Here is a 13,061-nt window from a genome sequence, read left to right on the forward strand (position 1 = left end):
CATCAGTAAATAAATTTATAATTAAAATTATTTAAATAATTTAATTTGTCTTAGTGTTCGAACCTATTAATTCGTATTCCATTGGCTACATATTAAATACTTTCATTACCAGATATAGCGAAAGCTGACAGGGAGTCTAATTTATTCGGGATGAATACTAAAAACGATGACAAGTATCATTAAGAGTCATCCTGCACACTATGCGATAACTCTTCTTCAACTATCTTTCGTTTCTTTCAATTTTATATTTCACTAAAACTATACCATCGCTCGTTTAATATTTGTTCAATCTTTAATCAATCTTCAATTAATTCTGCGCAACTCTTATTACAGGTAATTAAATTCCAATAATCAAGTTTTGTACCGTAAAGAAAATATCACGAATAACACGCGGTTCTGACCCAGTACAGACCGGTGAACAAAGATCTGTATTTCTTAGATATCATTATTTCCGAAATAAACTCAAGTTGATTTTGTTTTCATCTCTAACGACTATCAGCCAGTCCATACCATGTAAAAAATTTTGGTCATTTCGATATCTAATGACATCAACCTCATCCAAGCAAAACACATGCATGCATTGTCACCTACTTTATTAAAAATATTCTCCCAAAAAACGCAAAAAACGCGCCACCTCGACTGCGAGATAGCGCGTTGGTATCATATGTATGGTGGAGCCTAGGGGGCTCGAACCCCTGACCTCTACGCTGCCAGCGTAGCGCTCTCCCAGCTGAGCTAAGGCCCCAAGTCTTTGTCCGACAAGAACTATTATATGAAAATTCGACAGCAGTTGCAATAGCTTATTGATGTTTTTTACGTAAAATAACAAATGAGACAGTCCCCCAAGACGCTGAATGAATTTTGGGGACTGCCTATTTATCCATATGGACCCTCATACTTAATCTCACCTTCAAACACTTGCGACTACCTTTTGTTCTACGATGGCTCACTTATACGTGCATCGTAAGGTATGAGCCCGCGTCATAAGAAAGACCTGTCATGCTTGGCCGCTTTTTTTCTAAGGGGTTCATTCCACTTCAATTAGCTTCGGACAAAAAGGACTTCGGCTTCCGCCAGCTTTTGTTTGGCTGCCTCTATGATGTCGTCTGGAATCGTTGTGTCCTTGTCTTCAGGTTCCTGAAACTGATTAAAGGAGGCAGACAAATTGCCGATGTTGGCATGGTCATCTAAAGAACGCTGGTATTGATGTCCTAACACAAGTGGTGTGCCAACCGATACCAAGGCATCTGGATCATCGATCTCCCCTATCCCCGTTGTTTTAACTGGAATTCGCAAAAAATAGTACGTCCCATCAGCAGGCAAATTATAATCATAATACCCATGGTCGTATTCCCAATTGCTTCCTAGTGTAAAGCCGCTCGCTTCAAGTCGTTCCGCCAATTGACTTAGCTTCATCTGGAGACCATCTAAGGCAGATGATAACTGTTCCATCACACGCATCTCCTTTTCAAGAGGATTTGCGTTATCTTGCCCTAAAAATAAGATTTGACTACAAAATACGTCTCAATCTCAAAATCAGTGCTACATGCCTCACATCACGTATGAAAGAGAAATAGGATGACAGTAAAAAACACCTGACTCTGTAGGACGTTCTCCTACTTTGCCAGGTGTTTCGTCAATTATTTTGATGCTGTTGCTTGCAAGGCTGTACGAACCTTCACTGCCGCCTCTACCATCTTTTCAAGTGCCTGTACGGTTTCTGTTTCTCCGCGTGTTTTTAAGCCGCAGTCTGGGTTCACCCAGAATTGCTCTGGATCGAGCACAGTCAATGCGCGCTCAATGTTTGCGACCATTTCGTCTGTTGATGGCACGCGTGGGGAATGAATATCGTAGACCCCTAGGCCAATGCCTTTGTCGTAATTGTATTTTTCAAACGCAGACACAAGCTCTCCGTGACTTCTGGACGTTTCGATGGAAATGACATCAGCATCAAGAGCGTCTATGGATGAAATAATCGCGTCAAAATCGCTGTAGCACATATGCGTATGAATTTGCGTCGTTTCTTTCACAGTGCTCGTTGCCGCTTTAAAGGCTTCGACCGCGTCTTTGAGATACGCTTCATGCGCAGATGCTTTCAATGGCAAGCCTTCACGCAATGCTGGCTCATCTACTTGGATCATCGTAATGCCGTTCGCCTCCAACTGCTCTACCTCTTCACGAAGTGCAAGAGCAATTTGCAACGCGACGTCACGTCGAGGCACATCCGTGCGTACAAACGACCAGTTGATGATCGTAATTGGACCCGTAAGCATGCCTTTCACAGGACGGCTCGTCATAGATTGAGCATACACACTTTCTTTCACCGTCATTGGTTCATCGAAGGCTACGTCGCCATAAATGACTGGTGGCTTCACACAACGTGAGCCATATGATTGCACCCAACCGAAGCGTGTAAAGGCAAACCCATTGAGCTTCTCACCAAAATACTCGACCATGTCAGTACGCTCAAATTCACCATGAACGAGAACATCGAGATCAAGCTCTTCCTGAATCTCGATCCAGCGTTTTGTTTCAGCTTGAATGAATTGCTCATATTCCTGGTCGCTTTTTTCCTTTTTACGCCATTGAAGTCTTTCCTGGCGAACTTCCTTTGTTTGTGGCATAGAGCCAATTGTTGTTGTCGGAAGCAAAGGCAAATTGAAAGCGTCCTTCTGTGCAAGCTTCCTCGCTTCGAAAGGTGTTGAACGGTCAAAATCGCTTAAAGCTGCCACCGCTTCTCTAACAGCGGTACTTTGACGACCTGGAGCCTCTTGAAGCTGTTTTATAGCACTTTGTTGCTGATCTGCTTTCGTTGCATCTCCATTGATAAGCTCTTTTAATGCAATCAATTCCTCTAGCTTTTGATCGGCAAACGAAAGGCCATTGCGAAGCCAATCAGGCAGCTTGTCCTCTGTTTGTAATGTCACAGGCACATGAAGCAAGCTACAAGAAGGTTGTAGGACAACGTCACTGCTTATGGAAGACAGTGCACTGACGAGTTCTTTCGCTTCATACAGATCTGTTTTCCAAATGTTACGTCCGTTTAATACGCCGGCAAATAACGTTTTCCCTTCAGGAAATCCAGCGTCCTTCAGTTCCTTAAGCTGAACTTCACCATCATGAACAAAATCAAGACCAAACCCATCCACTTTTGCTTCTTTTAAGATCGACCACTGAGCAACGCTCGAGAAATACGTCTGGAGTTTCAATTTGAGACCAGGCACAGCTGCTTTGATGTCATTGTACAAGGCAACAATCGACTTCATCTGCGCTTGATCTAGTTCTGTCGACACGATGGGTTCATCGATTTGCACCCATTGTGCGCCGTCCTTTTCAAGCTTCTGTAGCACTTCAATATAAAGTGGTTTTAATGTCTCCACTTGCTCACTTATTGAATCAACACCTTTTGACAAGGACACAAACGTATAGGGTCCGACAAGCACAGGTGTTGTTTCTATGCCTTCTGCCTTCGCTTCTAAGTAAGCTTGACTCCAACGATTGTTCACAAGGGCAGGCAGTGTGCCGCTGTCAAACTCAGGCACGATGTAATGATAGTTCGTGTTGAACCATTTTGTCATTTCACTAGCAACCGCACCGGCATTGCCTCGAGCAATCGCAAAATACGTTTCAAGTCCAGGCGTTTTCTCTAAGTCACGGAAGCGTTTAGGGATAATATTTAAACTTAACGCTGTATCAAGCATATGGTCGTACCAAGACGCATCAGCAGAAGGAATAAAGTCAATTCCTTTCCCTTGCTGCTTTTTAAGGTTTTCTGTACGAATTTGCTTCAGATCAGAGAGTAGTGTTTCCTCTGTAATGTCTTTTTTCCAGTAAGCCTCTAGTGCTTTTTTCCATTCTCGGTGTGCGCCAATCCTTGGGTAGCCAATTGTTGCTGTTTTCATCGTGATCCTCCTTAGATAGATGCTCAATGTCATAAAAAACAAAAACCTCTCCAGCAGAGCGGAGAGGTGAACATGCACAGATGCGATCCAGTGCTCTCATCTCCCAAAGCGTTCTGCTTTGCAGGAATTGGCACCTTTTTCAGTAAACTGAATGGTTGCCGGGCTTCACAGGGCCAGTCCCTCCACCGCTCTTTATAAGAGAGTTTGTTTTATTGTTACTTATCGTAGCATTGTCACAAAAGTCATGTCAAACCTTTTTTAAACAAATGCATAATAATTATACAACTTTGTACAACCTATTGAGTTGGAATTATATGTTCCTCCCCGTAAATTTATAGAAAAAAATTCTCCCTTTCGTTATGAAAGAGAGAACGTTTTATCGTGTTTAAATTAGAGACGCTTGCGAAGCTCTTCCAATCGATCTTCATAGCCTTCTTTGCCTAACAGGGCGAACATGTTTTGTTTGTAAGCTTCAACGCCGGGTTGATCAAATGGATTCACCCCTAGCAAGTATCCGCTCAAGGCACATGCTTTTTCAAAGAAGAAGGCCAAATAACCAAAATGGTACGCAGAACGCTCAGCAATGTGCACGGATAGGTTCGGAACGCCACCATCCACATGCGCAATTTTAGTACCTTCCATTGCTTTTTTGTTTACAAAATCAAGGCTTTGCCCAGCAAGGTAGTTTAAGCCATCAAGGTTTTTATCGTCTTCCTCAATTAGAACTTCTGCGCCAGGTTCTTCAACCGAAAGCACGGTTTCGAACAAGTCACGTCGACCTTCTTGTACATACTGACCAAGGGAGTGCAAATCAGTTGAAAAGTTTGCAGACGATGGGTAAATGCCTTTTTGGTCTTTCCCTTCGCTTTCGCCAAACAATTGTTTCCACCACTCAGAAAAGTACTGTAGGGAAGGCTCAAAGTTAATAAGCATTTCAATTGTATAGCCTTTGTTGTACAACGCATTGCGAACAACCGCATACTGATAGGCTTCATTTTCGTCAAGGTTTGGTGAGCTATACGCATTTCGCGCATCCTGGGCGCCACGCATCATGTCTTGGATGCTAATGCCACTCACAGCAATAGGAAGCAGCCCTACAGCGGTGAGAACAGAATAACGTCCACCGACATCATCAGGAATGACAAACGTTTCATATCCTTCCTCATCAGACAACGTTTTTAATGCGCCTCTTGCTTTGTCCGTCGTTGCAAAAATACGCTCTTTCGCACCATCTTTTCCATATTTTTCTTCAAGCAGGCGCTTGCACTGTCTGAAGGCAATGGCTGGTTCAGTCGTTGTTCCTGACTTCGAGATCACGTTTACGGAGAAATCCTTGTCTTTTAAAACATCCTGCAAATCCTTTGAATACTGTGCAGAGATATGATGTCCAAGGAAAATGATTTGTGGTGTCTTGCGGTCTTCCTTGTCTATCACATTGTAGAAACTATGGCTTAACATTTCCAAAGCTGCCTTCGCACCAAGATAGGAGCCACCAATGCCGATGACAATTAAAACGTCCGATTGTTGCTGAATTCGTTCAGCTGCTTTTTCGATGCGTGCAAACTCTTCTTTGTCATAGTCTTCAGGAAGGTCAACCCACCCTAGATAATCTGCGCCTGCACCTGTTTTTTCATGAATGCTTTTATGTAAAGTTGCAACTGTTTGGGACAAATAGTCCACTTCATGCTGCTGTAAAAAAGGCAATGCGTCTTTATAAGAAAAAGTTAACGGCTGTGTCATTGTTGTCCTCCTTAATGATTTTCTGTTATTTTAACACGTTAAACCATCAATACATAGTGCTATTTTACACCATTAGAAAACGACAGCTCTTGATTCAGAACCAAGAGCTGTGCGTAAGAAACCTTACAGTGCAGCGCGATAGATAGCTTCACAATCGCTCGCTTGTAGCTTTTTAAAGTGACCAAACGGCCCATTGACCATCGCTTTGTTCACCATATCCTCAATGTGCGCATCATCAATATCATAATCGGCAAACCGGTTTGGTGCGCCTAATGAAGACCAAAACACACGTAATTTTTCAATGCCTTCAAGCGCAATGTCCTCGTCAGATTTCCCAAGTGGATGAACATCAAAGACACGGATAGCAAGCTGTTTGAAACGGGCAATGTTTTCATGCATCACGTGCAGCATCCATTGTGGGAACAATATAGCCAAGCCGCCAGCATGAGGAATGTCATACACCGCAGACGCAGCATGCTCGAGATTATGCGATGCCCAGTCTCCGCGAATTCCCATGGACAATGTGCCGTTAAGAGACATCGTTCCAGCGTAGAGAATCGTTGCACGGTGTTCAATATTGCTTAAATCCTTTAATAGCTCTGGTCCTGTTTCAATGACAGTTCTCAAAATGCCTTCATTGAAACGATCCTGTACAGGGCTATTGGCATCATGATGGAAGTACTGTTCAAGACAGTGAGACATCATATCCACGAGGCCATATACCGTTTGATCTTCTGGCACCGACACCGTATTCGCTGGGTCAAGCAATGAGAAGACTGGAGCTACAAGTGGACTTCCCCAGCCGTGCTTTTCTTTTGTTTCCCAGTTGGTAATTACAGAGCCCGCATTCATCTCTGAACCAGTTGCAGCGAGTGTTAGAACTGTGCCAAACGGAAGAGCGGCTTCTACTGGGACTTTTTTTGTGACAATATCCCATGCGTCAGCATCCGTTTTTGCGCCTGCTGCAATAGCTTTCGTGCAATCAATGACGCTTCCACCGCCGACGGCTAAAATAAAGTCGACATCGTGTGTTTTGCAAAGTTCTACACCTTTTCGAACAGTGTCCACTCGTGGGTTTGGTTCAACGCCAGCGAGCTCGACAACATCAACAGACGCAGCTTTAAGAATAGACATCACTTTATCATAGAGACCATTTTTCTTTATACTTCCTCCGCCATATACAAGGAGCGCTTTTTTGCCTAGTGCTTGAGCTTCTGATGCTAATCTATCTAAAGCATCTGAACCGAAAATAAGTTTGGTGGCATTATGGTATGCAAAAGAATTCATGAGAGGAAAGCTCCTTTTTCTTAAGAATGACGTGCACAATTATCATTATGCATGAAAAAGAATGCATTTTGAAAGCAATTTGCTCCTATGTTGTATAGTCTGTCTGGAACAAGCGCACATTAGTAAAGAATGAGATCACCATAAGGAGGAAATGATGTGAGCACACTTCAACGTATCGCATTGCTGCTAATCATCATTGGTGCCATCAACTGGGGACTTATCGGATTCTTCCAATTTGACCTCGTGGCAGCATTGTTTGGCGGTCAGGATGCAGCTGTTGCACGTATTATCTACGGGCTAGTAGGCATCAGTGGCCTTATCGCACTGTCCCTGCTTTTCAAACCCTCAGAAGAAGTTGAAACTGAACCTGAGAAACGCTATTCCTAAAAAAGAGGCCGTCATGGCCTCTTTTTACTTTGCGTAAATGTATGTCATTTTAACTTGAATAGGAAGCGAGCATCTGTTTTCCTCTTTACTCGCTTGTTTGTTCACCTATTCGCTCGTTTTGTGCACGCAATCCGTCCCAATCAATGACCCACCCTTCAGATTGATTGTAAAAGCGAACAAAGTGTGACTCGTACGCCCATTCATTTTCGGGTGTCCAAACGAGGATACTGCCAAGGGCACCTGGTAACGTTTTTATCCTGCCTTCTTGCAGACTCAGCCAAAAAGGCGATATAAAGTCCATTGTATCCCTGAGCACGTCAGCCTCAATTGGCATCGTCCCTTTGTTCCTGGCGACAAGCATTGATGCTACTTCAAATTGATCGTCTTCAACAGCTCTCGCAAACAATTGCAGGATATCAAGCGGTGTTGCATCTGATTGGGTTTCGCCCGATGCAAGCAGACGATCGTACATCTGCTGCTGTGCTTCAGAAAGTGGAAGAAGCGGTCCAGTGACAGGTTGCGCATCTCTTTCCACAGCGATATTCATTGCTAACCCACCTACGGTAAATGCTTCTGTATCCGCTGATTGTTGAAAGCTATGCTGACGGAGTAGCTCATAATAGGTCTGGATCGTAAAAAAGGTTTGTGTGTTCGGATAGTTTGTCAAAAACTGTTCATAGCTAGCCTGAACCTCACCACGTAAATACCCATTAGGCAAGAAAGCAGTACGCACATCACTTTTCCCTAAATAGGCCATAAGCCTATCCCTGTACAACGCATGTACATCAGTAATAAAATCTGTGTTCACTTGTGGGAACGATTGTAGAAAGTGTTCCAAACGAACCACCTGGCGCGCAAGGTCATTCCAGGAAGGAGAGGCTTGTTGCGCAATGAATGCTTGAATTTGCAAATATTGACTCACTGAGTCATTTGTAATCAAGACGTACTGATCTTCTAGAAAGCGCCAGTTAATTGTTACGCCATCTTTCGTCAGTTCATACCCTTGAGTTTGTAATTGTTCATTGGTAAATGTTTGCTCATTCAAGGCTGCCTCTAAAATCGGTTGGAGCTGCTTTAACTTTAAGATGAGGCGAACGACTTCATCAGAACGAATATTCACCGGGATGTCTTGTTCAACTTGTAGACGTGCAATGGTTTTCGCTGGTGCCTCCAATTTCTTCTCAAGTTCGGAAAGGCTAAGCTTATAAAAAGCTTCTGCCTTCTCGCCATTCATCTGTTCCAGGTGCTCCTTTCGCTCAAGCATGTAGGCTCTAGCCTCTTCTATAAAGGCAATGTTATCTGGAATGTTTGGAAGTCCTAGATCATCTAAAAACAATGTCTCCGTTAAGCGTGTAAAATCCTTTGTTAAAACCTCGCTCAAGTCTTCGTTGTTCTTCACTGGTTGATCAGACGATGATTCACTTGGTGCAGTTGGCATAATCAGCCCTTGGCCAATAATCCCTCCTGCAATGACGATCCCTGCGATACTCGCAATAATGGGTAGTTTTCTGAAACGCCCCATCCTTTTCAACGTCTGTTTTCGTTCTGCCTTTATCGCCTTCATCATGCGCTCGGAATCAGAGAAGGTCGGCATTTGGTCATATGAGGCTTTGAGTTTTTCGAGTCGCTCTTCTAGCTTCTGATTATCCAAGATGCATTCCCTCCTCCTGTCTTTTTTTCACTTCAGATTTTAACTGTTCCTTCGCTCTGGACAATCTCGTTTTCACAGTGGAAAGTGGCAGCTGCATAATGTCTGCGATATCATCGTATTTTTCGTCATGAAAATAATACAAAATGAGTGGCACACGATATTTTTCGTCGAGCGATTGTATACAGCTATGTAAAAGCGCATCTTCTTCTGATTTAAGTAACGAGTCCTCTGCCGTTACTGAATCGACCGTTTGTAAAGGCTCTTGGCCTAGCTTTATCACCTTGCGAGAGTCCTGAGTTTTCTTTCGTGCCCAATCTCTAGTCGCATTAAGTGTGATTTTATAGAGCCAGGTTGAAAACTTCGATTGTTTATATTGATCAATAAATCGATAGACACGTAAAAAAACCTCTTGCGTAATATCTTCTACTTCATGTGGCCGATTGCCGAGCTGATATGCAAAACGTTCTACAATAGGGTAATAGGTCTCCATAAGCTTTTGAAATGCAGCCATGTTTCCTTTTTTCGCTCGGCGGATCAATTCTTCTTCGTCCATGTGTTGATCCTCCTCTTCTTCTTACTCATTAAACGAATCATGACGGCATAATGTTTCAGGAGTCGATTGAAAACGAACAAAAAAGAAGCAAAGACATCAGTGCTGTCTCTGCTTCCAACCGTTGCTATGTTTGCATGGTCTTTTGATCTACAAGGAATGGTTCTTGCGTCGAATGTCGAGCAATGAACTGCTCCATTCGGCGAACAGCCTCCTGAAGTTGCTCCATTGAGGAGGCATAGGAGCAACGTATGTGCCCCTCACCACTTGGGCCAAACACATTCCCTGGAACGACGGCGACTTTTTCTTCGTGAAGCAGCTTCTCAGCAAATTCTTCACTTGAAAAACCCGTGGACTTAATCGAAGGAAAAGCGTAAAAGGCACCACCCGGCATATGACAGCTTAATCCCATTTCTTGAAAGGAACGAACGATGTAGTTACGACGTCGCTGGTAATGTTTTCGCATATGGGCGACATCCTCCCACCCATTCCGTAATGCTTCAAGCGCACCATGCTGTGCCGTTGTTGATGCACACATCGTTGTATACTGATGGATCTTTAGCATGGCTTGCAAGATATCATCAGGTCCAAGGGCAAACCCCAGTCGCCAGCCCGTCATGGCGAACCCTTTTGAAAACCCATTGATGACAATCGTCCGTTCTCTCATTTTTGAAAGGGAGGCGATTGATACGTGGGCCTCGTCATAAGAAAGCTCTGCATAAATTTCATCGGTGATGACAAGCAAATCTTTTTCGATACACACGTCAGCAATCTCTTGTAGGGAAGACTGATTTAACACGGTTCCTGTTGGATTGCTAGGTGAGCATATCATGACTGCCTTCGTTCGATCTGTCACTGCATGTCGTATAGCGTCTGCCGTTGGGCGAAAGTCTGTTTCTGCTGTCGTTTCAATCGGCACGGGAATGCCGCCTGCCAACTCTATTGTCGGAAGGTACGAAACGAAGCTCGGGCGAATGACAATGACTTCTTCCCCCGGATTCACTACAGCACGAATGGCCAAATCGATTCCTTGGCTCGCTCCTACAGTGACTAATACTTCTGAGTTCGGATCATAGGAAAGGCTGTATTTCGTGCGGTAATATTTTGAAATCTCTTTTCGCAAAGACAGGATGCCCGGATTTGCTGTATATGACGTGTAGCCTTCCTCCAGTGAAAGAATACTCGCTTCACGTATTTTCCAGGAGGTCACAAAATCTGGTTCTCCTACGCCAAGGGAGATGACGCCTTCCATGCCTGCCGCCAGATCAAAAAAACGACGGATGCCAGAGGGCTGCAAGTTCTTTGCTGTGGAGGATAAGAAGCGGTTGCTCATGGAGACACCACGATCCTTTTGTCAGCGTCTCCTTCATCAAAAATCGTTCCGTCATGCTTGTATTTCTTCATAATAAAGTGTGTTGTCGTGGAAATGACGGAATCCAGGGTTGATAATTTATCTGAAACAAACCTCGCAACATCAGTCATCGTTCTACCTTCGACCTGCACGGAGAGATCGTAGGCACCCGACATGAGGTACACTGATTTCACTTCATCATATCTATAAATCCGACGAGCAATCTCATCAAAGCCAACATCTCTTTTAGGCGTTACCTTCACGTCAATCATGGCTTTGATCGTATCATCATTATCGACCTTCGCCCAATCAATCACCGTCGCGTATTCAATGATCACCTTTTTCTCTTCAAGTGATCGAATCAACGCACCCGTCGCTTCTACTGACATGTCGATCATTTTTGCAATCGTGTCAACCGCAAGTCTGCCATTATGCTCAATAATTTCTAAGACTTCAACCTCTTTTTCATTCATGCCTCTCACCTGCGATTTCTTAAGAATAATTGACCCTAGTATAACAAAGAATGAGTGTTGCGTAATGTATTATTTACATCAATACTGTAGCATAGTAGGAGAAGAATGATTCCACGAGTAATGAGGTGTCTCTATGGAAGCAATACGACAATTTTTTCCCTACCAAAACACAAAGGTGTATTACGAACTGACGCCACATGAAGATAGAAACGCACCTTGTCTTGTTTTAGTTCATGGTTTTTTATCTTCTATGTTTAGCTTTAGACGCTTAGAACCGCTGTTAACACAGTCCTTTCATGTCTTAACGCTTGATCTTCCACCATTTGGGCGTTCTGGTAAATCAAAACGATTTACTTATTCGTATGAAAATTATGGTGCCATCGTGAATGCCTTGCTTAAAGAGCTGAACTGGACCAATGTGTTTGGCATTGGTCATTCAATGGGTGGTCAAGTGTTATTAAATGCCGCATGCAATCAGAGCCACCGATTCTCTGGTTTAGTCCTCCTTGGCTGCTCCGGCTATTTAAAACCAGTTCGAAAGCTCGTCCTATCAACGTATGTTCCATTTTTCTCTCATTACCTTAAATATATCCTTGCAAAAACTGGGGTGAAAGGAAACCTATACAACGTCGTTTACGAAAAGCATTCTGTCACTCCCGAGATGATTCAAGGGTATGCAGAGCCTTTTAAGCACCCAAAGATATTTCCTGCGCTTGTCAGATTTATCCGCCATCGTGAAGGAGATCTATCAACGGAATGTTTAAACACCATCTCTTTGCCAATACAATTGCTTTGGGGAGCCCACGATAAAGTCGTCCCTTTAAAAACAGGAAAACGCCTCGAGCAGGATTTGCCCCAGGCATGTCTTCACGTCTATGAGGATGCGGCTCATTTGCTTCCAGAAGAAAAACCAGCGGACATTTACCGCCAAGTGGACGCATTCATTACAGAAGTCTCTACGAGGTTATTTAATCAAAACACGCCCGTCGGAGGTTCCGACTAGAATCGTCTCGGCGAGATCAATGAATAACCCATTCTCCACAACTCCTGGGAGCTGGTTCAATGCTTCAGATAGCTTGCGCGGCTCACGAATCGGGTAGAAATCGACATCTAAAATGTAATTTCCATTGTCGGTCATATACGTGTTGTCTCCATCTTTTCGAAGGTGAGGCGTGCCTTCCATTAACTGAATATCAAACGCCGTCTTTTCCCAGCCATAAGGCACAACTTCAACCGGCAGCTTAAAAGTTCCGAGGACGTCAACGAGCTTTGATTCATCCGCCACGACGATCATGCGACGCGACGCCTTAGCTACAATCTTTTCTCGAAGAAGAGCCCCGCCTCCACCTTTAATAAGCTGAAACTGCGGATCGATTTCGTCTGCTCCATCGATTGTAATATCGAGCTGCTTCACATCGCTAAAGGTGACCAAAGGAATGCCAAGTCGATTGGCTTGTTCTTCCGTTGCCTTTGATGTTGGCAGTCCCTTAATATTCAGTCCGGCTTGCACCATCTCACCCAGCTTTTCGATCATCCAATAAGCTGTTGATCCTGTGCCAAGCCCTACGGTCATCCCTTCTTCTACATAAGCTGCTGCTCTCTCTCCAACGGCTTTCTTTGCATTAATCATTCGCTGTATCCTCCAGTGAAGTCCGTGTGATTTGTATGTCTGCGGATTTTTTAATGAATGGTTTGGATGTCTAGTCCACCAAAGTCTGTA

The 13,061-nt window shown here is 43.8% G+C and carries 11 protein-coding genes, 1 tRNA gene and 1 riboswitch; of the genes, 2 read left to right on the top strand and 10 right to left on the bottom strand.

What is annotated here, in order from left to right:
* Positions 1–669 precede the first annotated feature (669 nt).
* From EV213_RS09090 to EV213_RS09110, 5 genes are all read right to left on the bottom strand, one after another.
* Positions 670–745: transfer RNA gene (locus tag EV213_RS09090), tRNA-Ala, on the bottom strand.
* Positions 746–1,041: 296 nt separating this feature from the next.
* The gene (locus tag EV213_RS09095) at positions 1,042–1,452 is read right to left on the bottom strand and encodes a YugN family protein (RefSeq protein ID WP_133580214.1); all 411 of its coding nucleotides are present in this window, start codon (positions 1,450–1,452) and stop codon (positions 1,042–1,044) included.
* A 188-nt stretch (positions 1,453–1,640) separates the two neighbouring features.
* A complete protein-coding gene (gene metE, locus EV213_RS09100) occupies positions 1,641–3,902 on the bottom strand; it encodes a 5-methyltetrahydropteroyltriglutamate--homocysteine S-methyltransferase (RefSeq protein ID WP_133580215.1) in 2,262 nt (753 codons plus the stop codon).
* Between the two features lie 93 nt (positions 3,903–3,995).
* Positions 3,996–4,103: riboswitch (SAM riboswitch) on the bottom strand.
* A 189-nt stretch (positions 4,104–4,292) separates the two neighbouring features.
* Positions 4,293–5,642: a glucose-6-phosphate isomerase gene (locus tag EV213_RS09105; RefSeq protein WP_133580216.1), complete on the bottom strand. Its 1,350-nt coding sequence runs from the start codon at positions 5,640–5,642 to the stop codon at positions 4,293–4,295.
* Positions 5,643–5,765: 123 nt separating this feature from the next.
* Complete coding sequence (locus EV213_RS09110) at positions 5,766–6,929, bottom strand: iron-containing alcohol dehydrogenase (RefSeq protein WP_133580217.1); 1,164 nt, start codon at positions 6,927–6,929, stop codon at positions 5,766–5,768.
* A 156-nt stretch (positions 6,930–7,085) separates the two neighbouring features.
* Here EV213_RS09110 and EV213_RS09115 point away from each other — a divergent pair, with 156 nt between their 5' ends.
* Positions 7,086–7,316 carry a DUF378 domain-containing protein gene (locus EV213_RS09115; protein ID WP_133580218.1) on the top strand — a complete coding sequence of 77 codons (231 nt, stop codon included), beginning with the start codon at positions 7,086–7,088 and terminating at the stop codon, positions 7,314–7,316.
* Positions 7,317–7,401: 85 nt separating this feature from the next.
* Here EV213_RS09115 and EV213_RS09120 read toward each other — a convergent pair whose 3' ends face one another.
* The 4 genes from EV213_RS09120 to EV213_RS09135 all read right to left on the bottom strand — a co-directional run bounded on the left by EV213_RS09120 (position 7,402) and on the right by EV213_RS09135 (position 11,341).
* Entirely contained in the window at positions 7,402–8,967 is a 1,566-nt protein-coding gene (locus EV213_RS09120; RefSeq protein ID WP_133580219.1) for a hypothetical protein, read from the bottom strand.
* On the bottom strand, positions 8,960–9,520 hold the full coding sequence (locus EV213_RS09125) for an RNA polymerase sigma factor (RefSeq protein ID WP_133580220.1): 561 nt from the start codon (positions 9,518–9,520) through the stop codon (positions 8,960–8,962). The genes EV213_RS09120 and EV213_RS09125 overlap by 8 nt, the downstream gene beginning before the upstream one ends.
* 124 nt (positions 9,521–9,644) lie before the next feature.
* Entirely contained in the window at positions 9,645–10,850 is a 1,206-nt protein-coding gene (locus EV213_RS09130; protein WP_133580221.1) for an aminotransferase, read from the bottom strand.
* Entirely contained in the window at positions 10,847–11,341 is a 495-nt protein-coding gene (locus EV213_RS09135; RefSeq protein ID WP_133580222.1) for an Lrp/AsnC family transcriptional regulator, read from the bottom strand. The genes EV213_RS09130 and EV213_RS09135 overlap by 4 nt, the downstream gene beginning before the upstream one ends.
* A gap of 133 nt (positions 11,342–11,474) precedes the next feature.
* On the opposite strand from EV213_RS09135, the gene EV213_RS09140 reads away from it, so the two are divergent.
* Positions 11,475–12,344 carry an alpha/beta fold hydrolase gene (locus tag EV213_RS09140; protein ID WP_133580223.1) on the top strand — a complete coding sequence of 290 codons (870 nt, stop codon included), beginning with the start codon at positions 11,475–11,477 and terminating at the stop codon, positions 12,342–12,344.
* Here the strand turns inward: EV213_RS09140 and rpiA are convergent.
* The gene (rpiA, locus tag EV213_RS09145; protein WP_133580304.1) at positions 12,306–12,968 is read right to left on the bottom strand and encodes a ribose-5-phosphate isomerase RpiA; all 663 of its coding nucleotides are present in this window, start codon (positions 12,966–12,968) and stop codon (positions 12,306–12,308) included. The two genes, EV213_RS09140 and rpiA, sit on opposite strands and share 39 nt — an antisense overlap.
* Positions 12,969–13,061: the final 93 nt, after the last annotated feature.

It is taken from the genome of Aureibacillus halotolerans (assembly GCF_004363045.1).
Lineage (GTDB): Bacteria > Bacillota > Bacilli > Bacillales > DSM-28697 > Aureibacillus > Aureibacillus halotolerans.

What these genes read in the sequence shown, in the direction of transcription:
- metE (WP_133580215.1), bottom strand. Translation starts at nt 3,902, where the DNA reads ATGAAAACAGCAACAATTGGCTACCCAAGGATTGGCGCACACCGAGAA.
- EV213_RS09130 (WP_133580221.1), bottom strand. Translation starts at nt 10,850, where the DNA reads ATGAGCAACCGCTTCTTATCCTCCACAGCAAAGAACTTGCAGCCCTCT.
- EV213_RS09140 (WP_133580223.1), top strand. Translation starts at nt 11,475, where the DNA reads ATGGAAGCAATACGACAATTTTTTCCCTACCAAAACACAAAGGTGTAT.
- EV213_RS09125 (WP_133580220.1), bottom strand. Translation starts at nt 9,520, where the DNA reads ATGGACGAAGAAGAATTGATCCGCCGAGCGAAAAAAGGAAACATGGCT.
- EV213_RS09105 (WP_133580216.1), bottom strand. Translation starts at nt 5,642, where the DNA reads ATGACACAGCCGTTAACTTTTTCTTATAAAGACGCATTGCCTTTTTTA.
- EV213_RS09110 (WP_133580217.1), bottom strand. Translation starts at nt 6,929, where the DNA reads ATGAATTCTTTTGCATACCATAATGCCACCAAACTTATTTTCGGTTCA.
- EV213_RS09135 (WP_133580222.1), bottom strand. Translation starts at nt 11,341, where the DNA reads ATGAATGAAAAAGAGGTTGAAGTCTTAGAAATTATTGAGCATAATGGC.
- EV213_RS09095 (WP_133580214.1), bottom strand. Translation starts at nt 1,452, where the DNA reads ATGGAACAGTTATCATCTGCCTTAGATGGTCTCCAGATGAAGCTAAGT.